Consider the following 23769-nt stretch of genomic DNA (forward strand, 5'->3'; position numbering starts at 1 on the left):
CCTGCAGATCCGCCGCCGGAACGCCGATCTGCCAGCTGCCGCTGGCGTTAACCGCGGTGACGTACTCAACGTTGTTGATGGTGACGATAATCTGCGTGCCCGCGGCCAGATGGCTGCTGGAGCCGGTGACGCTCAAGTCCTGCTGCTGTTCAATGGCGTTGATCACGTCATCGCCGGAAATGGTGTTCACGCGCAGGCCCGGCAGCTCCGCGTTGATGTTGATATCACGCTCGCCGGTGCCGGTATTGCCGTGCGCGTTGGTAACGGAGGCGGTAAAGGTTAAATCCCCGTCGCCAAACGCCTGAAGATCCGCTGACGGGATTTTCACGCTCCAGGTCAGGTCGCTGCCAACCGTTGCGGTGTAGCTCTTGCCGCCTGCGGAGATGGTGACGGTATCGCCCGCCGCCGCGCCGGTAACGCGACCGCTGAGGGTTTGATCGACGCCCGCTTCGGCGTTATTGACCAGGTTGTCGCCCGCAAACGTATTGATAATGACCTGCGGAAGGACGGTATCCACCAAAAGATTCGCTTCGGCAGAACCGCTGTTACCCACGCTGTCGGTACCGCTGACGCTGACGGTGTAAAGCGTGTTCGCCAGATTCAGGACGTCGGACACCGGCACCTGGACAGCCCAGATACCGTTTTCGACGGTGGCCAGATAGCTGACGTTGTTCAGCGTCACGGTGACGGCGGTGCCGTCCGGCAGGTTGCTGGTGCCGGTCAGGCTCAGCGGCTGCATCGCCTCCTGGGCATTCAGGACGTTATCCTGGCTGATGGCATCAATCGTAAATTCCGGCGGGTGTCCGCTCAGCGTAATGCCGTGCGTGGCGCTGCCGGTATTGCCTGCCGCGTCAGTGACGGAAACCGAAAGCGTGTGGTTGCCTTCACCCAGCGCGCCCAGCACGGACGCCGGAACGCCGACGCTCCAGCTACCGTCCGCCAGCACCACGCCGGTGAAGGTCTGGCCGCCAAGGGTCACGGTGACCACATCGCCCGCGGTGGCACCGCTCGCCTGGCCGGAAATAATGTGCGCCTGGCCCTGCTCGCTGATATTGAGGATATCGTCGCCCGCCACGGTATGGATGGTGACGACCGGCGCGGCGGTATCCACCGTGAAATCTGCCGTTACGGACGAGCCGTTGCCCGCTTTGTCGCTCACGTTAACCGTCAGGGTGTGATTACCCTCATTGAGCGCCTGCACGTCGCTCGCGGCAAGCGTGACGGACCAGGTGCCGTCGCTGCCCACCGTGGCGTTATAGTTTTTACCGTTCAGGGTGACCGTGACGATCTGACCGGCTTCCGCATTCGTTTTACCGGTCAGGGTCAACGGCTGGTTGTGCTCAGCCGCATTAATGATGTTGTCCTGTGCGAGAGTATCGACAGAGAGGGTTGGCGCGGTGGTATCCACGCCAATCGTCTGGCTTCCGCTGACGGTGTTACCCGCCGCGTCTTTACCGCTCACGTTAACCGTCCAGGTACCGTCGCCCAGCGCCTGCGCGTCTGCCGCAGGCACGTTAACGCTCCACGCGCCGTCTGCCCCGACTTCAGCCGCGTAGGTTTTGCCGTTCAGCGTAACGGTGAGTTCGGTGCCCTGCGCCAGGTTTTTGCTGGCACCGGAAAGCGTAAAGCCCGCGGATTGTTCGCTGGCGTTCAGCACGTTATCGCCCGCCGTGGTGGCCAGCGTAATGGCGGCATCGGCGGTAGAAACCGTCACGGTGATGCTGCCCGCAGAGGTGGTTTTACTGCCGTCGATCTGCACGACCGACCAGGTGTGCTCCCCGTCCGTCTGGGTCGGTAATATTACCGTCCACGTGCCGTCTGTACCGACCATGGTGCTGGCAATGGTGCTGCCGCTGCTGTCTTTGATCTGGATGGTCGCGCCCGGCTGGCCGGTACCGCTAAAGGTTGGGTTGCTGTCGTCCGTGATCTCGTTTGCGCTCAGCACGCCCTGCTTGTCACCCGCTTTATCCGACAGCAAGAAGGTCGGCGTGGCGCTTTCAACTTCTTTCGTATTATCAATGACTTTTGTTTTAGTTTCGCCGTCACCGCCGTTTGCCAGCAGTGCCCCGATGGCACCGCCGCCTAAGGCCGCTCCCGCAATCCAGCCCCACGGCGCGTCGCTTAAAACGCTTTCCTGCGCGAGGAAAGGTTGAATGCTGCTAATCGGTGTGGCCTGCGCGGTTAACTCGGTCACCGCAACGCCTGACGCTTCCCCGGCATCGGCAAAAGAAATATGTGTCAGTTCCTGACGGTCGTTGAACACCAGCTCCGACTGATTATGCGTTTCTGGATCTTCGACAAAATAGTTATTGCAGCGAATAACGCTGCCATCTTTCATATAAATGAGGAGGTCTTTCCCCTGGCGGACAAAACGCGCCACATCCTGAGCGGAACCCTGAATTTCAATCACGCTCGGCGATGAAATAGAGACCGACAGATTTCCTTCGCCGGTTAATTTGGTTTTCTCCGCCGTTTTGCGAATGATGACATCAACAACTTTTATGTTACTCATATTCTTCTCCTTGCAGGTGTACGGATTCCTGTGGATATGTCCACCAGACGGATGTAGCTATCCCTGGGAAAAAACACCCATTATTTTCAGTCTTACTTTGCGCAACACTGCGCGTCTTTTATTAACTCAAGTCGGGTAATTTTGCGGCAGCGTTTTTCTCTATTCCAATAAGCGGCATTAAATTATCAACCGCGGAAGCATAATTAATTGCCGAACTCCAGCCGTCATACTCAGCGATTATTTTCGCAGATGTGGCCTGCCAGACATCCTGCTCAACGCTAAGCAGATCGTTAATGCTCCGCTTGCTCAGGGTGTATTCATTTTTATAAACATCGCGGGCCCGCAGCGCATTTTCCAGCTGTTGCTTCCCCGCCTCCATTCGTCCCCGCGCGCCGGTCCAGTCAGCCTGCGCGACGGAGGCTTTTTGCAGGACATCGAAACGCGCCTGATCGACCTGAGAGGAGGCCATGGCCCGTGCGCCTTCGGCCTGCCGAACGCGAGCGGAAACCGCGCCCCCCTGATACAGCGGCGCGTCGATATTGAGCTGTATCTGGTCGTCCCAGTAGGAACGGTTGTCCGATTCATAACGGGTGCGCCCCCCCTTCAGGCTTAACGTCGGCCAGTGCTGGGACTTCGCCGTTTCCACGCCATACTGGGCCGAACGTTCCATGTTCTGCGCGGCCATCACCGCCGGTATCAGCGAATAATCGATGCGGTTGAGCGAATCTGGCTCAACCGCAAGGTTCGCCGGCACCGGCGAATAAGCCTCTGCCTGCATCCCCGTTAATACCGCAAGCCTGGCGCGCGCGCTGTTTAAGGCGGCGTTATACTGCGCGACCGTCGCCTGCATGCCGGCAATACGCGTGCGGGTCTGAAGCTCATCGGAGGTGGAACTCACGCCCGCGTCTGCGCGCAGCTTTGCCAGCTGCTCGACGTTCCTGAGCGCCTGCACGTTATCTATTGCCGCCTGCAGCAGATCGGAATAGCGTTTGACCTCCACATAGCTCAGCGCCGTTTTTTCCGCCACGTCCGAGAGCGTGCCCATCAGCTGATAGCGGTAGCTATCGCGCTGGGCGGAAGACTGGCTGATGCTGTTATTGGTCTTGCCAAAATCGTACAGCAGCTGCGTCAGGCTCAGCCCCCAGGCGGCTGAATTCTTCAGCGACCCGCTGGAATCGGTGGTCTGGCTGTGCCCTGTACTCCCGTTCAACGATATTTGCGGCATCCAGCCGCTGCGCGCTTCATCTATTTGTGCCTGCCCAATACCTAATTGCGCGGCCTGCTGACTAATTGACGGATCGCGATCGATAGCAAAAAGAATACTTTCTTTTAAGGTTGTGGTTGCCACCGGGGCAATACCTACCTGATTACTACTGGCGTACGCCGTATTTATGGCTAATGAAATGAATGCCAGTGCTGCTGTAAATCGGCGTAACATAGGCTTTCGTAATATCGTCATGTTATCTCCCTGACTCTGAGTGATACTCAAGCAAATACCCAAAAAGAGGTATAGATAATTAGACAAATATCTTATTTAGCTACCTTGCTGAATTTCAGGTAATACTCCCCATACCCATTTCCATTGGAGATGAGATCTGCCTGCGTTTTATTTCAATTAAGAATTTACTTATTTCTTAAACTGGTTAGCAGCATAACAAAATGTGTTATAGCCCACTACAGCCACAATGTTAATGTGGTGTTACAAGCAAGAAAAAATATGGGGTTTCTGGACAAAACTCTTAAAGTATCCTTTCAGATGAAACATATAAAGCCTCTGTTATCTAAGGAAAATTCTTAATTCGTTCTGTGCACATTTTTGCGTTAATTTCATAGCGGGTCAGACACAAAGATTTTCAAAGAAGTGTCAATTTACGTAGCCTAAGGGGTATATTTAAAATTAAATGCCTTTAAAAAACTAATTAAAGCAATTAAATCCTGCATAATTTATATTAAACAGCATCTATACCCACGTAATGGCTATACACTGGTTGCATAAACCAAATCGTTAAATAAAACATAACAATAACATTGTGATTAACATTCAAAACGGCTTACTTATACCTGCTTAATAAAATTTTAATAATCACCCATGTGAATCATCACGCCGCAGCACATTGTCATGACCACAATCCCCTTCTCTCTGCGTCAAAATGCTGTATTATGCAAACTATTGCGACATTTTGCAGGAATGTACTCCCATGCACAAAACCGCTCGTCAACGCTATGTCCTGGATATCCTCAGCGAGCAAGGCCAGGCCAGCATCACTGACCTGGCCGAAAAGCTGCAGGTTTCAGCGGATACTATCCGTCGTGATCTGACCGACCTGGAAAACCAGGGCCTTGCGCAGAAGAACCACGGCGGAGCCATCGCGCTCAACCTCTCCGCCATGAACCGTCAGGGCCGCAGCACGCTGCTGCCGGAGACCAAACAGCGCCTGGGTAAACAGGTTGCGCAGCAGGTTCCGCCGGGCTCCACCCTGTTTCTGGATGCCGGAAGCACGGTGATGGCCGTCGCCACTTTTCTTCAGGGGCCGCTCACCGTCATTACCACGTCGCTGGATATCGCCCAGCATTTTAGCGACCGGGAAGATATTGAGCTGATCCTGCTCGGCGGGAAATGGGACCACAAGCAGCGACTGTTTGCCGGAAGCGCCACGCTGTCTTTGCTGTCCCGTTATCGGGCAGATATTGCCATTCTTGGGGCGTGCGCCATTCATGCCGAACTCGGTTTGAGCGCCGGTAAAGAAGCGGATGCCGAGGTGAAACGCGCGATGCTCGACGCAAGCCACGCGCACTGGATTGTTGCCGACCACCTGAAAATTAACCGCTGCGAGCCGTATCTGGTTTCCGGGTTATCCAGCATTCAACAACTCTTTTTAGATCGTCCCTGGCCTGAGCTTGGGGACCATAGCGCACTGCAGGTTACCGTGTGCGCGAATTAACGTGGAGAAGGTCATGAGTAAAGTTCAAACAATCAACATTGCGCTGATCGGGTATGGATTTGTCGGTAAAACCTTCCATGCCCCGCTGATCCAGTCTGTGGACGGGATTAAGCTGGCCGTGGTCTCTTCTCGTGATGAAGAGAAGGTTAAACGCGATCTGCCGGACGTACAGGTGGTGGCGACACCGGAAGAAGCCATTCAGCATCCTGATATCGATCTGGTGGTGATTGCCTCCCCCAACGCCACGCACGCCCCGCTGGCGACGCTGGCCCTGAACTCGGGTAAACACGTGGTCGTGGATAAGCCTTTTACCCTCGACATGCAGGAAGCCCGCGACCTGATTGCGCTGGCGGATGAAAAGCAGCTGCTGCTCTCCGTCTTCCACAACCGCCGCTGGGACAGCGATTTCCTCGGCATTAAGCAGATTATCGAGCAAGGCACGCTCGGCAAGGTTAAACACCTGGAATCGCACATCGACCGCTTCCGCCCGGAAGTGCGCGTGCGCTGGCGCGAGCAGAACGTCCCCGGGAGCGGTCTGTGGTTTGACCTGGGCCCTCATCTGATTGACCAGACGCTACAGCTCTTTGGCCTGCCGGAGTCGGTTCAGGGGAATATCGCAACGCTGCGCGACGGTGCAGAAATTAACGACTGGGCGCACGTGGTTTTAAACTACCCGGAGCATAAGGTCATTCTGCACGCCAGCATGCTGGTTGCTGGCGGTACGGCACGCTTTACCGCCCACGGGGACAAAGGCAGCGTGGTGAAAGCCAGAATCGATCAGCAGGAAGCGCAGCTGCTCGCAGGGGTGACTCCCGGCAGTGAAACCTGGGGTGAAGACGGCGACAGCATGGTGTTCTTTGGGGCCGACGGTGCACCGCAGACGATTCCTACCCCGAAAGGCGATCAGCGCCAGTATTACGTCAACGTACGCGATGCGCTGCTCGGGAAAATCACCAATCCTGTCCACCCTGTTGAAGCACTGGCGGTCATGGCCGTGCTGGAAGCGGCGGTGAAGTCGTCGGAGACGGGGTCAACGCAGGCGCTGGCGTTATCTGCCGAAGAGCGTGCGCTGCTGGGTTAAAAAACAAGCCGGGTGGCGCTGCGCTTACCCGGCCTACGATTCAGAGCCGTTTGTAGGCCCGTGCAAGCGAAGCGCCGCCGGGCAAGAAAGGCGGCGACAATGTTTCAGCACTACTGACGCTTTTTCGGCATCATGCGCAGAAGAGTATTATCTTTCCAGAAATAGTGATGCATCAGCGCCGCCATCGCGTGCAGGCCAATCACAAAATAGCCCAGGTTCGCCAGCGTCTCGTGCCATTCTTTCAGCACATCAACCAGGTCAAAATTTGACTCCGCCGCATGCGGCATCACCATGCCAAACGCCAACCAGTCGCTGCCACGGTTATACATCATCACAATGCCAATCAGCGGCAGCGCAATAAACAGCAGATACACCACCAGGTGCCCCAGATGAGACATCCCCGTCACCATCGCTTTTGGCTTCGGCTGAATCGGCGGCGCGCGGAATTTCAGGCGAACCAGCAGACGGGTCACCATCAGCACCAGGATACTGATACCGCATGAGACGTGGATCATATTGATAACTGGACGCGCGGTGCGCGGGAAGAAACCTTTGAACTCCATGGCGCAGTAGGCGACGATGATTAACAGAAACACCAGCCAGTGGATGCCGATTTGCAGGCTTGTATATTTAGTGCGCATGTGATTTCCCGATTAAAAACAGTTACCGCGCCAACATAATCCCCTTTCCTTAAAAATTCATTAACTTTTCTGTATGGTTTTTCAAATACTTCCTCCCGCATGAAGCATCTTCAATTGCCGCCCTGCCCGTGATGGTCTAAGCCTGGATGAGTTCAAACTGTCGCATCGACACGTTTACAGGAGAACACCATGAGTAAAATTGGCATTAACGGCTTTGGACGCATTGGGCGCCTTGTACTGCGTCGCCTTCTTGAAACCCAGGACAGTAATACCGTCGTCGCCATCAACGACCTCACCTCACCGAAAGTGCTGGCCTACCTGCTCAGGCATGATTCCAACTACGGCGGCTTCCCGTGGAGCGTGGATTTCACCGAGGATGCGCTGATTGTTGATGGCAAAACCATTGCGGTGTACGCCGAAAAAGAGGCGAAGCACATTCCGTGGAAAGCCGCAGGCGTGGATATCGTCGTGGAGTGCACCGGCTTTTATACCTCCGAAGAGAAATCACGGGCGCACCTGGACGCAGGCGCGAAGAAAGTGCTGATCTCCGCGCCTGCGGGTGACATGAAAACCATCGTCTACAGCGTGAATGACGACACCATTGACGCCAGTGACACCATTATTTCCGTCGCATCCTGCACCACAAACTGCCTCGCCCCGCTGGCGAAAGCCCTGCACGATGCGTTTGAAATAAAAGTGGGCACCATGACCACCATTCACGCCTATACCGGTACGCAGGCGCTGGTGGATGGCCCGCGCGGGAAAGACCTTCGCGCCTCGCGGGCGGCGGCAGAGAATATCATTCCCCACACCACCGGTGCCGCAAAGGCCATCGGTCTGGTGATCCCTGCCCTCAGCGGCAAGCTGAAGGGCCACGCGCAGCGCGTGCCGGTAAAAACGGGTTCGGTCACCGAGCTGGTGGCGATTCTGGGCAAGAAAGTCACCGTTGAGGAGATCAACGCCGCGCTGAAAAAGGCGACGCAGGGCAATAAATCGTTCGGGTATACCGACGAAGAGATTGTGTCGTCCGATGTGATTGGCTCGCATTATGGTTCGGTGTTTGACGCCACGCAGACGGAGGTGTCAGAAGCGGGAGAGCTGCAGCTGGTGAAAGCGGTAGCCTGGTATGACAACGAATATGGTTTCGTGACGCAGCTTGTGCGGACGCTGGATAAGTTTGCGGCGCTGTGATTCTATGCCTTTATTCAGGGCTAATATGAGCAGTGAAGCATCCCCTCTCCCTGTGGGAGAGGGTTAGGGTGAGGGGAACATACGGGTGTGGTGGTCATTCCGTTCACTTTATGTTCCTTTCTACTCTTTAACGACATAACCGGTGAACGAGCCAGGGTGGCTCAATCGCCCCCCCCCTGGCAACCCGGGCTCCCGGCGGTAAATCGCCGCTTCGCGGTCCCCTCAGCTTATTCCTTCAGGCTATCGGGTCGGGCATGAGCCTGCATCCCTGCGCCTCGCCCCGGCCTTACGGAAACGCTTCGGCGATATACAGCCGGACCAGGACATTGCTGTAAGCCAAAGGTTATTCTGAAGCGGTTGTTATCGCTTCTGATTACACCCTTAAATCGAGCGCCTGGACAACGCATCCGCGAGGACCGGATCCTGCTGCAGCTGTTTCCACGCGGCAATCACCGCCTCAGGGAATTCAACGTGCGCGATAAAATCCCGCCCGGCCGGGCCATAGCCGTTAACGTCATCATACAAACGCGGCAGCTCCCCCAAAACCAGTGAAAGGTAGCGGTCAACGGGCCACAGTCCGCTATTGCCCTCGCTAAACTCCACGCCCTCTTTGCCGTTATGCAGTATCGGCGTAATCCCTGGGTGGCTTATCCACTGCGGTGACACGGGTTCATCCCGACAAACGCGGGCATACGTCGCCATCGTACGGCGCTGCATCGTCGGGTCCTGCACCACCAGCACCCGCCCGGTTGCGCGCTGATGCTGTTTCAGCATGTTCCAGCTAAAACGCGCGTTCTCACCGCAGTTGGTGGAGCGATCTTCAATCCACAGGCGCGCCTCGGGGATCTGCCAGAACTCCCGCGCAACGTCGGCAAGAATGCTCGCTTCGGCCCGCCCTTCGACTTGTAATGTGTGATAACGCGGATGGCTGCCGATAGCGGAATATAAAAACGCGGTTGAATGGCCAATACCGCCGCTAATCAGAAGCGGGATTTCTCGCTGCGCGGCAATTCGACACGCCGCCTCAATGATCGGGATCACCGCGTTCCCTGCCAGAATTACCGCATCGACGTCCGGGGACTGGCGGCTGCCGCTCAGGTCATCCTGCGCCAGCCATTCACCGACAGTATTGATGGCCGCCAGCGCGGTATCCGACAGGATGGGAAAATGGGGCTGAACCATGGTGAACTCCTCATTTATGTCTCTTCAGGGTAGCGGTTTCTTACCGATAACGCAGAGGCGGGCTCTGAAACCAGACGTTGTTTTATCGCCCAAATTGTCATTTTTCTGAAATAACCAGAAACATCCAAAAACAATCGGGTTGCACCTGCATATTATGCTTTTGGTTTTCCATCATACAAAACATCCTGTTGCACATGCTCTCTGCAAAAGCACCCAGCGCTGCTTATTTCACCGTGATCTGACCAGTTTCATCCCCCGTTAGCTTGCCAAATACAACATCCAACCCTAAGTTGCTTAACAATTTCACAACCTTTTTCATCATCACAGGTTGCACCTGAAGCGCGCCAGGTGACACCTCATACATCATCAACGTGGCGGGGTTTCAGGTCATGACAGAACATGAAAGTACGACGACGGTATTACGAAAAAATAAGAAGGTGTTAATCGCCAGCCTTACCGGGAGCGCCATTGAATGGTTTGACTATTTTCTCTACGGTACGGCGGCCGCGCTGGTCTTTAATAAGATCTTTTTCCCGATGGTCGATCCGGTGATCGGGCTCATTCTCTCTTATCTCTCGTTCTCATTAACCTTTTTCATTCGCCCCATTGGCGGGGTACTTTTCGCCCATATCGGCGACCGCATCGGACGTAAAAAAACCCTCGTTCTCACCCTCTCTCTGATGGGAGGTGCAACCGTCATGATCGGTCTGCTGCCCACGTATGAAATGATTGGCCTGTGGGCGCCCGCTCTGCTGATCCTGATGCGTATCATTCAGGGGATGGGTATAGGCGGTGAATGGGGCGGCGCGCTGCTGCTGGCCTACGAATACGCGCCCGAAAAACGTAAAGGCTTCTTCGGCAGTATTCCGCAGGCGGGCGTGACCATCGGCATGCTGATGGCGACCTTTATCGTCTCGCTGATGACCCTGTTCAGCGAGGAGGACTTCCTCTCCTGGGGCTGGCGCATCCCGTTCCTGCTGAGTTCGGTTCTGGTGTTGCTCGGCCTGTGGATCCGTAAGGACATCGACGAGACGCCTGATTTCAAGAAGGTAAAACAATCGGGCCAGGTGGCGAAGGCCCCGCTACGCGATACGCTGAAGCATCACTGGCGCGAAGTGCTGATTGCCGCCGGTCTGAAGGTGGTTGAAACCGCGCCGTTCTACATCTTCTCGACGTTTGTCGTGAGCTATGCCACCACGACGCTGACGTATCAAAAATCTCAGGCGCTGGAAGCCGTGACGCTGGGAGCCCTGGTGGCCACGGTGATGATCCCGTTAATGGGGCTACTCTCGGATAAAATTGGCCGTCAACGCATGTATGCCGCGAGCGTCTTCATCCTGGGTTTGTTTATCGTGCCGTGGTTTATGCTGCTCAATACCGGAACAACCTGGGGCATTGTGCTCGCGACGGTCATCGCCTTTGGCGTATTGTGGGCACCGGTAACGGCGGTACTCGGTACGCTGTGTTCTGAAATTTTTAGTGCAAACGTACGCTACACCGGCATTACGCTCGGTTATCAGCTGGGTGCCGCGCTGGCAGGCGGTACCGCGCCGCTGATTGCCACCGGACTGCTGGCAAAATATGACGGCGACTGGGTTCCGGTGGCCTGGTATCTTGCCGTCACGGTAGTCATTTCCCTGATCGCGATTTTCTGCGCCAGCCGCGTCAAGCGAACATCTCCTCTGCAGGCGCAGCCCGAACATCTCTGATCGTTGTCGGCCCGACTTTCGGGCCGCTCTTTTTCATTAAACTTCCCTTCTACATTTGATTAACATGCGTAAATCATATTCACTTGAATTATCATTTGCGGCAGACGTAGAATCGCTAGCCCGCTAATTATTCAATCATTTCTAAGGTAAACGACGTTATGCGCCTGCCCGAACGCGACCCTTATGCTCCTCGCGAGTGGCAGCCACATGAGAAACCCGCCCTGCTGGGTTCGCCTTCCACACCCGAGCACAGTACGCCAAAACGGATTGCCTACGGCGTCGTTGGCCTGCTGGTGTGCCTGACGGGAGCGCTGGGAAATGCGGTGGTGACCGCCAACCTGCAAAATCTGCAGGGGACCTTCGGGGCCTGGTCGACCGAAATCGCCTGGCTGCCCGCGGTCTACGTCATGACCAACATCTCTATCAACCTGCTGCTGGTTAAGTTCCGCCAGCAGTACGGTCTGCGCGCCTTCACGGAAGGTTTTCTGGTGCTGTACGTGCTGGTGACCTTTTTCCACCTGTTCGTTAACGATCTCAGCTCGGCGCTGATGGTGCGCGCCGCGCACGGGATGGTGGCCGCCGCGCTCAGCTCGCTGGGGATTTACTATCAGATCCAGGCCTGGCCTGCGAAGCACCGCCTGAAGGCGCTCACCATCGGGATTACCGGGTCGTCGCTCGCCATCCCTCTGGCCCGCCTGTTTTCGACCGAACTGCTGCAGCTGGACGAGTGGCGCGGGCTCTATTTCTTCGAGCTCGGGCTGGCGCTGATCTCTCTGGCCTGCGTGATAGCCTTAAAACTGCCGCCGGGGGACAGGCGCAAGGTCTTTGAGAAAAAAGACTTCATCACCTTCTTTTTAATGGCCCCGGGAATGGCCCTGCTCTGCGCCGTGCTCTCTTTAGGCCGTCTTGACTGGTGGTTCGAGGCGCCGTGGATCGGCTGGTCGCTGGCGCTGTCGCTGGTATTAATTGTGTCTGCCATCGTCTTTGAACATAACCGCAGCAACCCGCTGCTGAACACCCGCTGGCTGTCGAGCGGCAGCATCGTCCGTCTGGGGCTCATTATGCTGCTGATCCGTATCGTGCTGGCAGAGCAAAACACCGGCGTCATCGGCTGGCTGCAGTACGTGGGGTTACAGAATGAGCAGATGACCCACCTGGCGTGGTCCATTTTCGCCGGGATCGTCTGCGGGATCGTCACCAGCTGTCTCACCATCAAGCCGACGAAACTGGCGTGGCCAATCATCACCTCTCTGGCGCTGATGATTGTTGCCTCGCTGCTGGACAGCCAGTCCAACAACCTGACCCGGCCGGATCAGCTGATGCTAAGTCAGTTTCTACTGGGCTTCGGCAGCGCCTTCTTCCTGGCACCCGCCATGCTGGCCGCCATTGGCGGGGTGATTGCAGATCCGCGCAACCTGGTCAGCTTCTCGGTGATGTTCGGCATGAGTCAGAACCTCGGCGGCCTGCTGGGCTCCGCGATCCTCGGAACCTTCCAGACCTGGCGCGAGAAGTACCACTCCAGCCTGCTGGCGGACCAGCTCACCACGCTCAATCCGCTGGTCAACGAGCGTATCCAGCTTTACACCCAGATGTACCGGAGCCTGATTGGCGACAGTTCGCTGCTGGGGACGCAGGCGATCACGCAGCTGCAAACGGTCACCACGCTTGAGGCGAATATTCTGGCTTACAACGATACTTATCTGCTGACGGCGAGCATCGCTGCCGCCACGCTGGTCTGGATTTTATGGCGCTTGCTGCGCCTGCGCATCACTGCCCGTATGGCGCTTAAGAACGCCACCGGCAACAAATAATTGAAATAGTTCTGGAGAGTTTATGAGTCAGCAGGATGCCGCTAAAGAGCAGGCCAACACCCGCAAAAATGTGCGCATTGTTTCCGTTTTCACCGCCGCCGCCATCGGTATTGTCGGCGTGCTGGTGATCCTTTACGCGTGGCAGCTGCCGCCGTTCACCCGCCACGCGCAGTTTACCGACAACGCCTACGTGCGCGGTCAGACGACGTTCATCAGCCCCCAGGTGAATGGCTATATCACCGAGGTGAAGGTTCAGGACTTTGTGCAGGTTAAAAAAGGCGACCTGCTGCTGCAGATTGATGACCGTATCTATCGTCAGCGCGTGCATCAGGCCGAGGCACAGCTGGCGATGAAAATTGCCGCGCTCAATAACAACCTGCAGCAGCGTAAAAGCGCCGAAGCGACGATCGCCAAAAATGACGCGGCGCTGAAAAATGCCCGCGCCCAGAGCCTTAAAACCCAGGCGGATTTAAAGCGCGTGAAGGATTTGACGGCGGACGGATCGCTTTCCATTCGCGAGCGCGACGCGGCGCTGGCCAGCGCGGCCCAGGGCAGCGCCGATATTGAGCAGGCCAAAGCCTCGCTTGAGATGTCGCGTCAGGATCTGCAGACGGTGATTGTCAATCGCGGCGCGCTGGAGGCGGATGTTGAAAACGCCAAAGCGGCGCTGGAGCTGGCGCAAATTGACCTGCAAAACACCCGCATTACCGCCCCGCGCGACGGCCAGCTCGGCCAGATTGCCGTGCGTCTCGGGGCGTACGTGACCGCAGGGACCCATCTCACCACCCTTGTCCCGCCTCAGCACTGGGTCATTGCCAATATTAAAGAGACCCAGCTCGCGGAGCTGCGCGTTGGTCAGCCAGTCAAATTCACCGTCGATGCGCTGAACAACAAAGCGTATCAGGGCCGCGTGGAGAGCATCTCTCCGGCGACGGGCGTGGAGTTCAGCGCCATCACGCCGGACAACGCCACCGGCAACTTTGTCAAAATCGCCCAGCGTATTCCGGTGCGCATCGAGGTGCTCGGCAAGCCTGAGGAGTCCGCCCTGCTGCGCCCGGGTATGTCGGTGCAGGTGACGATTGATACGCGGGAGGGCAAACAGTGACCCTTCGCCCGATAGCCGCTCTGGTGCTGGCGGTAATGCTCGCCGGATGCCAGTCCGTCGACGTAAAACCGGCGCAGCCGACGCTGCAAATCCCCACCCAGTGGCGCGCCGATTCCGGTCCTGCCAGCCCGGCGGAGCAGCTCTGGTGGCGCAATTTTCATGATAACAACCTCAACCGCTACGTGGACCAGGCGCTTAAAAACAACAGCGACGTGCTGATCGCCCGCGAGCGGATTAACGAGTATCAGGCGCGGGTCTTTGCTGCTGACGGCAGCCTGTTTCCGTCGCTTGACGCGGGCGTAACGGGGACGCGCGCCCGTTCGCAATCCGCCGCGACCGGGCTGCCGGTCTACGGCACGCTGTACAGAGGTAGCCTGACGGCGAGCTACGATGTGGATATCTGGGGCGTCAACCGCAGCACGGCCAGTGCCGCCGAAGCGTCGCTGGAGGCGCAAAAAGCCGCCGCTGCCGCCGCAGATTTAACCGTCGCGTCTTCCGTTGCGTCCGGGTATGTCACCCTGCTCTCGCTTGACGAACAGCTGCGGGTGACCGAATCCACGCTGAAATCGCGCGAAGAGGCATTTAACCTCGCGAAACGTCAGTTTGAGACGGGCTACAGCTCGCGTCTGGAGCTGATGCAGTCGGATTCCGAGCTGCGCTCAACGCGGGCGCAGGTTCCGGTGCTGCAGCACCAGATTGCGCAGCAGGAGAACGCCCTCAGCCTGCTGCTGGGAAGCAATCCCGGCGCGGTAGCGCGCAGCGAAAGCTTTGAGGCGCTAACGCCGCTGACGCTGCCGTCGCAGCTGCCTTCTACGCTCCTTAACCGTCGGCCGGATATCGTTCAGGCCGAACGCCAGCTGGTTGCGGCTGACGCCTCGCTTGCCGCGTCGCGCGCCAGCCTGCTGCCGTCGATCAACCTGACCGCGACCGGATCGATACAGGATCGCACCCTGTCCGGCCTGCTGGACAACCCGCTTCAGCTCTGGAGCGTCGGGGGGAGTATTCTTGCCCCGCTGCTGAACCGCCAGGCGCTGAATGCGCAGGTGGATATTTCCCAGTCCCAGCGTAACCAGGCGCTGTACGCCTATGAAAAAACCGTGCGTAACGCGTTTGCCGAAGTGAACAACAGCCTTGATGCTATTACGCGCTATCAGGAACAGCTGACGGAGCTGCTTGCCCAGCAGGATGTGGCGCAGGAGACGCTGCGCATTGCGCAGAACCGCAATCGCAACGGCTACTCCTCCTATCTGGACGTGCTGGACGCGCAGCGCACGCTGTACTCGGTGCAGACCAGCGTGGTGCAGGTGAAAAATAATCTGCTGCTGGCGCAGATCGATTTGTACAGGGCGCTGGGCGGCGGCTGGGTCAGTGCCTGAAAACCTGCCCGGTGGCGCTTCACTTACCGGGCCTACATTTCGCACCCGTAGGCCGGGTAAGGCGTAGCCGTCACCCGGCAATCCCTCCCAAGGAGTCAATCTATGCAACAACAGTGGTCTGCAGTAGATAATTACATGATTTCTTCGCTTATCCCTGGCGATGACGTGCTGAGTCAGGTACTGGAAAACAACAAGCGCGCCGGGCTACCCGAACACGATGTTGCGGCCAATCAGGGGCAACTGCTGGCGCTGTTCGTGCGCATGACCCAGGCAAGACGCATTCTTGAGATAGGGACGCTGGGCGCCTATAGCTCTATCTGGATGGCGCGCGCCCTGCCGCCGGACGGAAAGCTGATTACGCTCGAGGCTGACCCGACGCATGCCGATGTTGCCCGTCAGAATATTCGCCTCGCGGGGCTGAACGATCGTATTGAATTAATTGAAGGCCCGGCGCTGAGCTCGCTGGAGAATTTCGGTGACGTTCCGCCGTTCGACCTGATCTTTATCGATGCCGATAAGCCAAACAATCCCGGCTATCTGGAGTGGGCGCTGCACTACTCCCGCCCGGGTACGGTGATTATCGGCGATAACGTGGTGCGCGACGGCGAGGTCATTAACGGGCAAAGCGACGACGCGCGCGTGCTGGGCGTGCGGCGTTTTATCGAGATGACTGGGGATAACCCGCGCTTAACCGCCACCGCGCTGCAAACGGTGGGGGTTAAGGGATGGGATGGGTTTACGCTGGCAATTGTAGAACGATAACCAGCCGGGTGGCGGCTACGCCTTACCCGGCCTACATATTCTCCCGTAGGCCCGGTAAGCGCAGCGCCTCCGGGCAAGGGTTTTAACCGGAAATCTGCTCCATCGCCTGCAGAATACGCTTATCCGAAATCGGATACGGCGTACCGAGCTGCTGGGCAAAGAAGCTGACGCGCAGCTCCTCGATCATCCAGCGGATCGCCTGCACGTCTTCATCGTCGCGGCGCGCCGGCGGCAGCTTGTTTAGCCACTGCTGCCACGCCTGCTGCACGCTCTCCACTTTCAGCATCTGCGCGCGATCGCGGTGCGGGTCGATAGCCATTTTTTCCAGACGTTTTTCAATGGCCTGCAGATAGCGCAGCGTATCGCCCAGACGCTTAAATCCGTTGCCGGTGACAAAGCCGCGATAGACCAGCCCCGCCATCTGCGCCTTCACGTCCGAGAGCCCCAGCGCCATGGTCATATCCACGCGCCCCTTCAGGCGCTTGTTGATATTGAACACGGCGGTGAGGATCTGTTCGACCTGTTTGGCAATCTCCACCACGGTGTCGTTCAGCTCCGCGCGCACCTTTTCATGAAGCTGAGCAAAGCCCTCTTCCGTCCAGACCGGACCGCCCGCCTCGTGGATCAGCTTGTCCACGCCGCAGGAGATGCAGTCGTCAATCAGATCCAACACTTTGCCGTACGGATTAAAGTACAGCCCGAGCTTGGCTTTGTTCGGCAGCTTCTCGTGCAGATACTTGATCGGCGACGGGATGTTGAGCAGCAGCAGGCGACGCAGCCCGCGCCACATCATCTGCTGCTGTTCCTGCGGATTATCAAACAGCTTGATCGCCACGCTATCGCGCTCGTCCACCAGCGCAGGCCAGGCTTTGACCTTATAGTTACCGCGCTTCTGTTCGTAGCTTTCCTGAAGCTGACCAAAGCTCCAGATATGCAGCCCGCTCTGCTCGATACCGTCGTCCGCCACCGCAGAAAGCGTCTCCTGAACTTTGCCTTTCAGCGCCTCTTTCAGCTCGCTCAGCGAACGGCCTTCCTGCAGCTTTTTGTTTTTATCATCCACCACGCGGAAGCTGATTTTCAGGTGATCGGGCACCTGATCCCAGTTCCAGTCTTCGCGGTCGATGGTGGTGCCGGTCATGCGTCGGAACTCGCGCTCCAGCGCGTCCAGCAGCGGCAGCTCCAGCGGCGTGACGCGGCCTAAAAAAGCTTCCGCATAGTTTGGCGCAGGCACAAAGTTACGGCGCACCGGTTTCGGCAGGGATTTGATCAGCGCAATCACCAGCTCGCGGCGCAGGCCGGGGATTTGCCACTCAAACCCGCCCTCATCAACCTGGTTTAGCAGCGGCAGCGGAATATGGACGGTCACGCCGTCCGCGTCGGCACCCGGTTCAAACTGATAGGTCAGACGCAGCTTGAGGTTGCCCTGATGCCAGAAGTTCGGGTAGTCGAGCTTGCTGACCGACTCCGCCCCCTCTTTAATCAGCATGCTCTTTTCGAAGTTGAGCAGGTCCGGCGTCTCTTTGCTGGCCTTCTTCCACCAGCTGTCGAAGTGGCGGGCGGAGATAACCTCGTGGCTGATGCGCTGGTCGTAAAATTCAAACAGCGCCTCGTCGTCCACCAGAATGTCGCGGCGGCGGGACTTGTGCTCAAGCTCCTCCACTTCCGCGCGCAGCTTCAGGTTTTCACGGAAGAAGGCGTGACGCGTCTGCCAGTCTCCCTCCACCAGCGCGTGGCGGATAAACAGCTCGCGGCTGAGCGCCGGGTCAATCTGGCTGTAGTTGACCTTACGCGCGGCGACCACCGGCAGGCCGTAAACGGTCACCTTCTCGGTCGCCATTACCGCGCCCTGCGCGCGCTCCCAGTGCGGTTCACTGTATGAGCGTTTCAGCAGGTGCTGAGCCACCGGCTCTACCCATTCCGGATCGATACGCGCGGCAATGCGCCCCCACAGGCGGCTGGTTTCCACCAGCTCCGCGACCATGGTCCATTTCGGCGGCTTCTTGAACAGGCCGGAACCGGGGAAGATGGAGAAACGGGCGTTACGCGCGCCGGTATACTCCTGCTTTTCGGCGTCCTTCATCCCAATGTGGGACAGCAGGCCGGTCAGCAGCGCGATATGAATTTCGCGGTACTCCGCCGGTTCACTGTTGACCGGAATGCCCAGCTCTTTCACCACCTGGCGCAGCTGGGTGTAGATATCCTGCCACTCGCGCACGCGCAGGTAGTTGAGGAAATCCACGCGGCACTGGCGGCGGAACTGGTTCGAGGAGAGCGCTTTCTGCTGCTCGCCGAGATAGTTCCACAGGTTTACGAAGGCGAGGAAATCGGATTCTTTGTCGTGGAAGCGACGATGCTTTTCGTCAGACGCCTGCTGTTTGTCCATCGGACGCTCGCGCGGATCCTGAATGGAGAGCGCCGAGGTAATGATCATCGCCTCGCGCACGCAGCCGTGCTTTTGCGCTTCCAGCACCATACGGGCCAGGCGCGGATCCACCGGCAGCTGGCTGAGCTGGCGGCCCAGCGGCGTCAGCGTGTAGACCGTGGCCTGCTCGTCGGTGGTAATGGCGCCGAGCTCTTCCAGCAGACGTACGCCGTCCTGAATGTTGCGTTTGTCCGGCGCTTCGACAAACGGAAACGCCGCGATGTCGCCCAGCCCCAGCGCGGTCATCTGCAGGATAACGGACGCCAGGTTGGTACGCAGAATTTCCGGGTCGGTAAATTCCGGACGCGACAGGAAATCATCTTCGGAATAGAGGCGAATACAGATCCCTTCCGACACGCGGCCGCAGCGGCCCTTACGCTGGTTGGCGGAAGCCTGAGAGACCGGCTCAATCGGCAGCCGCTGGACCTTGGTGCGGTAGCTGTAGCGGCTGATGCGCGCCGTGCCCGGGTCGATAACGTATTTAATCCCCGGCACGGTCAGCGAGGTTTCCGCCACGTTGGTTGCCAGAACGATACGTCGCCCGCCGTGCGGCTGGAATACGCGGTTCTGCTCGCTGTTTGACAGTCGCGCGTAAAGCGGCAGGATCTCCGTGTGGCGCAGGTCGCGCTTGCTGAGCGCATCGGCGGTGTCGCGAATTTCGCGCTCGCCGCTCATGAAGATCAGGATGTCGCCCGCGCTTTCGTTACCCAGCTCGTCAACGGCGTCGAAGATGGCCTGCAGCTGGTCGCGCTCGGTATCATCCGCCTCTTCCACAATCGGGCGATAGCGCACCTCAACCGGATAGGTACGTCCTGACACCTCGATAATCGGCGCATTATTGAAATGCTTCGAGAAGCGCTCCGGGTCGATGGTCGCGGAGGTGATGATGATTTTCAGATCCGGGCGACGCGGCAGCAGCTCTTTAAGGTAGCCGAGCAGGAAGTCGATGTTCAGGCTGCGCTCGTGCGCTTCGTCAATGATGATGGTGTCGTACTGCATCAGCAGGCGATCCTGCTGGATTTCCGCCAGCAGAATACCGTCGGTCATCAGCTTGACCATGGTGTTATCGCTAACGTGGTCGCTGAATCGCACCTTGTAACCAATGCAGCCGCCCGGCTCCGTCTGCAGCTCTTCGGCAATACGGTTCGCCACGGTGCGCGCCGCCAGTCGACGCGGCTGGGTGTGGCCAATCAGCCCTTTTAGCCCGCGCCCCAGCTCCATACAGATTTTCGGCAGCTGGGTGGTTTTCCCCGAGCCGGTTTCACCCGCGACAATCACCACCTGGTGGTCGCGGACGGCCTCAAGGATGTCCTGTTTTTTCTGGCTGACGGGCAGGTTTTCCGGGTAGGTAATCGCCGGGCGTGCAGCTTCACGCAGCACAACTTTCCCTGCCGCCTGTTCAATCTCTTTCGCCATCTCCTGGTAAATGGCCTGTTGTGCATCAGGATTTTTAACCTTCTTCACGCCGTGCAGACGGCGGGCAAAGCGCTGTTTATCGCGCAGCATCAGAGAATCAAGCTGTTGCAGGAGCATCGGGAAGGTTAATTTTTGTTGTTCTGTCATAGCGTTAAAGGGCAGTACACGCCCTGATAAACTCTCTTTTTAATGATTGCTATAGAGTACCACATTGACGCCTTTAGCGCCTTATTCAAAAAATTCGAACATAGGCTTCGATATATTGCGCTATCTCTGTGGCAGGATTGTGAATAGAGTGTCAACAAGCAACGGGGCAACCCCCTTCAATCAAATGCAACAACAGGAATCACCCATGAGCAAAGTATTAGTTTTGAAATCCAGTATTCTGGCAGGGTACTCTCAGTCTGGTCAGCTGTCTGATTACTTCGTTGAACAGTGGCGTGAACAGCATTCTGCTGACGAAATCACCGTGCGTGACCTGGCTGCAAACCCAATTCCTGTGCTGGACGGCGAGCTGGTTGGCGCGCTGCGCCCAAGCGATGCACCGCTGTCTCCACGTCAGCAGGAAGCCCTGGCCCTGTCCGACGAGCTGATTGCTGAGCTGCAGGCGCACGACGTTATCGTCATCAACGCCCCAATGTACAACTTCAACATCCCTACCCAGCTGAAGAACTACTTCGACCTGGTGGCGCGCGCTGGCGTAACCTTCCGTTACACCGAGAACGGCCCTGAAGGTCTGGTGAAAGGTAAACGTGCGATCGTACTGACCAGCCGTGGCGGTATCCATAAAGACACCCCAACCGACCTGGTTGCGCCGTACCTGAGCCTGTTCCTGGGCTTCATCGGCATCACTGACGTGAACTTCGTGTTCGCTGAAGGTATCGCTTACGGTCCGGAAGTGGCGACCAAAGCGCAGACCGATGCGAAAGCCGCCATCGACAGCCTGGTAGCAGCCTAAGATTTTGCCCTCTCACCGCCAGGTGGGAGGGTTTTTCTTTTCTCCCGCATTTCGTTATCATCCGCTCCCACTCTCCAGCCGGGCGGCCTGATGTCTGCGATTATTGATTCTTTTATAGCCCCACCGTGTCACGACGACATTCAGATCCTCTGGCAGGATGAACATCTGCTGCTGATCGATAAGCCTTCCGGTCTGCTCAGCCTCTCGGGCAAAAATCCGCAAAACCTTGATTCCGTCCATTATCGTCTGGTCCAGACGTTCCCCGGCTGCACGCTGGTACACCGTCTGGATTTCGGCACGTCCGGGCTGATGGTGGTTGCGCGCAATAAGGCCATCAACGCGGCGCTGTGCCAGCAGTTCAGCCAGCGTAGCGTGGAGAAAGCCTACAGCGCCCTGCTTTGCGGACATCTGGAAAACGATGAGGGAGTAATAGACGCGCCGATAGCCAAAGACCCGGCGCTGTTCCCGCTGATGTCGATCTGCGCCATCAACGGAAAACCCGCCCGCTCCCGCTATCGGGTGGTGGAACGGTTTTATCAGAGTACGGGACTGCCGTTAACGCGGGTGATGCTTACGCCGGAGACCGGGCGAACCCATCAGCTGCGTATTCACTGCCAGCAGCTGGGGCACCCGATTCTGGGCTGCGATCTGTATGGCGGTCTTGAAGCGCCGGGTGCTGAGGAAACGCCCCGGCTGATGCTGCATGCCAGCGAGTTGAATTTTATTCATCCCGTGAGTGGAGAGCCGGTTAACGCCCGTCACACCGCCCCGTTCTGAATGCGGTTTACCACATCAAATCGTCAGGGATTTTGAAGTCCGCGTACGGATCGTCTTCGTCCTGCTCTTCCTGGCTGAGCGCGCTGTTTAACACGATGCTGTCGGCATCGCGCTGGGCAATTTTATCGGCCACCACCGCCGGAATTATCGCGTATTCACAGTCGCCGCTGGCGTTAATGACCAGGCGAGCAATCGCCAGACGGCCGTTGATCAGCTGAGCCTGAGTTTGCTTGTCGACCTCGATTTTTTTGATCAGATTGCCGTCGGTGAAGTTAAAGGTAATGTTGCCTCTCGCCACGGTGATGCGGTTCATCTCAATCAGCTGCTTCACCTGTGCTTTAAACTCTTTCGCCAGCACGGCCTGCTTCTGCTGCTCGCTCAGCTGCTTGTCGCGCTCGATCTGCGCTTTCTTGTTCTCTTCTACCGCTTCCCGAGCCTCGCGCGCCTGAACGCGTGATTTCTTTGCCGTGCGCTGCACTTTTGCCGCTTTCTTGCTGCTGACTAAGCCCGCTTTCAGCATCTGCTCTTGTAAGGTGAGTTTTGTCATGATCGTTTCTAAACCGGTTGGAAATTTTGGGGATTATAGCGGGAATTGAACGGAAATAAAAAATCCCTCTCCCCCGCTGCCGGTTAACGACGAGGGCAAGTGCATATCACAGACATATTACGAGCTTCGCCCGGCGGCGCTGCGCTTGCACGGGCCTACAAACGACGCTGAACCGTAGGCCGGGTAAGCGCAGCGCCACCCGGCATGAAGGCAGCGACACCTCGAGCATTACACTTCATGAAGTTCGCTCATGTTGCATTGAAATTAAGTCACTTCCCCTGCGCCCCGGGCTCAGGCATAAATTATGCATCGGCAACTTCTTAGCAACATGAACTTAGGATGCATAACCACAATGAGCAAAGCTTTCACATATACCCTTAAGCGCAGTTGCTTCGATGAGAATTACAACCCGTCAGAAAATACGCGTACGACCACCAACTTTGCCAACCTGGCGCGCGGGGAAAAACGTCAGGAAAACCTGCGCAATACGCTGGTGATGATCAACAACCGCTTTAACGCCCTGGCGCGCTGGGATAACCCAAACGCCGATCGCTACGCGGTTGAGCTTGAAATCATCTCTGTCGATTTGAACATTGGCGCGGAAAAACCTTTCCCGGCCATTGAGATATTGCAAACCACGATTGTCGACAAAAAAAATAACCTGCGTATCCCGGGCATCGTCGGAAATAACTTCTCTTCTTACGTGCGGGATTATGATTTCAGCGTGCGGCTGCTGGAACACAACAAGAACCAGCAGCACTTCAGCATTCCGGAAAAGTTTGGCGAACTGCACGGCAATATTTTCCGCCACTTTGTGAATTCGCCGGAATACAAAGAGAACTTCAGCAAGGGTCCGGTGATCTGCCTGAGCGTCTCCAGCAAAGACACCTATCGCCGCAACGGTAACCAGCATCCTGTGCTGGGCGTTGAGTATCAGCCGGATGGCGAGTCGCTAACGGAACAGTACTTCGCGAAGATGGGCCTGCAGGTTCGCTATTTCATGCCGGAAAACAGCGTGGCGCCTTTCGCATTCTTCTTTACCGGGGATTTGCTGAGTGATTACACCGATCTGGAGCTGATTGCCACCATCAGCACGATGGAGACGTTCCAGAAAATCTATCGCCCGGAAATTTATAACGCAAACTCGGCGGCGGGACTGTGCTACCGACCGGATCTAAACCAGCAGGATCACTCCTTAACAAAAATTGTTTATGACCGGGAAGAGCGTAGCCGACTGGCGATTGAACAGGGTCGCTTTACCGAAGCGTACTTCATTAAGCCTTACCAACACATTCTTGAGCAGTGGTCTGATAACTACACGCTTTAATTCATCAAAA

At 57.0% G+C, this 23769-nt stretch carries 16 protein-coding genes and 2 pseudogenes; 11 read left to right on the top strand and 7 right to left on the bottom strand.

Annotation, left to right across the window (positions count from 1 at the left end; genetic code table 11):
* Position 1: 1 nt before the first annotated feature.
* The 3 genes and pseudogenes from P346_RS23690 to P346_RS19005 all read right to left on the bottom strand — a co-directional run.
* A pseudogene (locus P346_RS23690) lies at positions 2–2194 on the bottom strand (Ig-like domain-containing protein); the annotation flags it as partial.
* Positions 2168–2512: pseudogene (locus P346_RS23695) on the bottom strand (BapA/Bap/LapF family prefix-like domain-containing protein); the annotation flags it as partial. The pseudogenes P346_RS23695 and P346_RS23690, both read right to left, overlap by 27 nt.
* Before the next feature lie 121 nt (positions 2513–2633).
* Entirely contained in the window at positions 2634–3971 is a 1338-nt protein-coding gene (locus P346_RS19005) for a TolC family outer membrane protein (protein WP_032657264.1), read from the bottom strand.
* 739 nt (positions 3972–4710) lie between these two features.
* Between P346_RS19005 and P346_RS19000 the strand changes: the two genes are divergently transcribed.
* Both P346_RS19000 and P346_RS18995 read left to right on the top strand, forming a co-directional pair.
* Positions 4711–5454: a DeoR/GlpR family DNA-binding transcription regulator gene (locus P346_RS19000; RefSeq protein WP_032657265.1), complete on the top strand. Its 744-nt coding sequence runs from the start codon at positions 4711–4713 to the stop codon at positions 5452–5454.
* 13 nt (positions 5455–5467) lie between these two features.
* Positions 5468–6535, top strand: coding sequence for an oxidoreductase (locus P346_RS18995; protein ID WP_032657267.1), 1068 nt, complete (start codon positions 5468–5470; stop codon positions 6533–6535).
* A gap of 110 nt (positions 6536–6645) precedes the next feature.
* Here the strand turns inward: P346_RS18995 and cybB are convergent, their stop codons facing one another.
* Positions 6646–7176: a cytochrome b561 gene (gene cybB, locus P346_RS18990; RefSeq protein WP_032657270.1), complete on the bottom strand. Its 531-nt coding sequence runs from the start codon at positions 7174–7176 to the stop codon at positions 6646–6648.
* Positions 7177–7365: 189 nt separating this feature from the next.
* Here cybB and gap point away from each other — a divergent pair, with 189 nt between their 5' ends.
* Positions 7366–8367: a type I glyceraldehyde-3-phosphate dehydrogenase gene (gap, locus tag P346_RS18985; protein ID WP_032657272.1), complete on the top strand. Its 1002-nt coding sequence runs from the start codon at positions 7366–7368 to the stop codon at positions 8365–8367.
* A 381-nt stretch (positions 8368–8748) separates the two neighbouring features.
* On the opposite strand, the gene P346_RS18980 is transcribed toward gap, so the two are convergent.
* Complete coding sequence (locus P346_RS18980) at positions 8749–9549, bottom strand: YdcF family protein (RefSeq protein ID WP_032657274.1); 801 nt, start codon at positions 9547–9549, stop codon at positions 8749–8751.
* 389 nt (positions 9550–9938) lie between these two features.
* Between P346_RS18980 and P346_RS18975 the strand changes: the two genes are divergently transcribed.
* The 5 genes from P346_RS18975 to P346_RS18955 all read left to right on the top strand — a co-directional run bounded on the left by P346_RS18975 (position 9939) and on the right by P346_RS18955 (position 16312).
* Positions 9939–11258, top strand: a complete 1320-nt coding sequence (locus P346_RS18975; protein WP_032658305.1) for an MFS transporter — start codon at positions 9939–9941, stop codon at positions 11256–11258.
* Positions 11259–11416: 158 nt separating this feature from the next.
* On the top strand, positions 11417–13069 hold the full coding sequence (locus tag P346_RS18970) for an MFS transporter (RefSeq protein WP_032657277.1): 1653 nt from the start codon (positions 11417–11419) through the stop codon (positions 13067–13069).
* 22 nt (positions 13070–13091) lie between these two features.
* Entirely contained in the window at positions 13092–14174 is a 1083-nt protein-coding gene (locus P346_RS18965) for an HlyD family secretion protein (protein WP_029740560.1), read from the top strand.
* The gene (locus tag P346_RS18960) at positions 14171–15550 is read left to right on the top strand and encodes an efflux transporter outer membrane subunit (protein ID WP_032657279.1); all 1380 of its coding nucleotides are present in this window, start codon (positions 14171–14173) and stop codon (positions 15548–15550) included. The genes P346_RS18965 and P346_RS18960 overlap by 4 nt, the downstream gene beginning before the upstream one ends.
* Positions 15551–15652: 102 nt before the next feature.
* Complete coding sequence (locus tag P346_RS18955) at positions 15653–16312, top strand: O-methyltransferase (protein ID WP_032657281.1); 660 nt, start codon at positions 15653–15655, stop codon at positions 16310–16312.
* Between the two features lie 82 nt (positions 16313–16394).
* Here the strand turns inward: P346_RS18955 and hrpA are convergent, their stop codons facing one another.
* A complete protein-coding gene (hrpA, locus tag P346_RS18950) occupies positions 16395–20297 on the bottom strand; it encodes an ATP-dependent RNA helicase HrpA (protein ID WP_032657283.1) in 3903 nt (1300 codons plus the stop codon).
* 205 nt (positions 20298–20502) lie between these two features.
* On the opposite strand from hrpA, the gene azoR reads away from it, so the two are divergent.
* Complete coding sequence (gene azoR / locus P346_RS18945) at positions 20503–21108, top strand: FMN-dependent NADH-azoreductase (RefSeq protein WP_008502313.1); 606 nt, start codon at positions 20503–20505, stop codon at positions 21106–21108.
* A gap of 90 nt (positions 21109–21198) precedes the next feature.
* Positions 21199–21885, top strand: a complete 687-nt coding sequence (locus tag P346_RS18940; protein ID WP_032657285.1) for an RluA family pseudouridine synthase — start codon at positions 21199–21201, stop codon at positions 21883–21885.
* A gap of 7 nt (positions 21886–21892) precedes the next feature.
* On the opposite strand, the gene P346_RS18935 is transcribed toward P346_RS18940, so the two are convergent.
* A complete protein-coding gene (locus tag P346_RS18935; protein WP_029740565.1) occupies positions 21893–22432 on the bottom strand; it encodes a DUF2058 domain-containing protein in 540 nt (179 codons plus the stop codon).
* Between the two features lie 352 nt (positions 22433–22784).
* On the opposite strand from P346_RS18935, the gene P346_RS18930 reads away from it, so the two are divergent.
* The gene (locus tag P346_RS18930) at positions 22785–23759 is read left to right on the top strand and encodes a DUF1852 domain-containing protein (RefSeq protein ID WP_032657287.1); all 975 of its coding nucleotides are present in this window, start codon (positions 22785–22787) and stop codon (positions 23757–23759) included.
* Positions 23760–23769: the final 10 nt, after the last annotated feature.

The sequence above is a fragment of the Enterobacter sp. DC1 genome (assembly GCF_000568075.1).
Taxonomy (GTDB): Bacteria; Pseudomonadota; Gammaproteobacteria; order Enterobacterales; family Enterobacteriaceae; genus Enterobacter; species Enterobacter asburiae.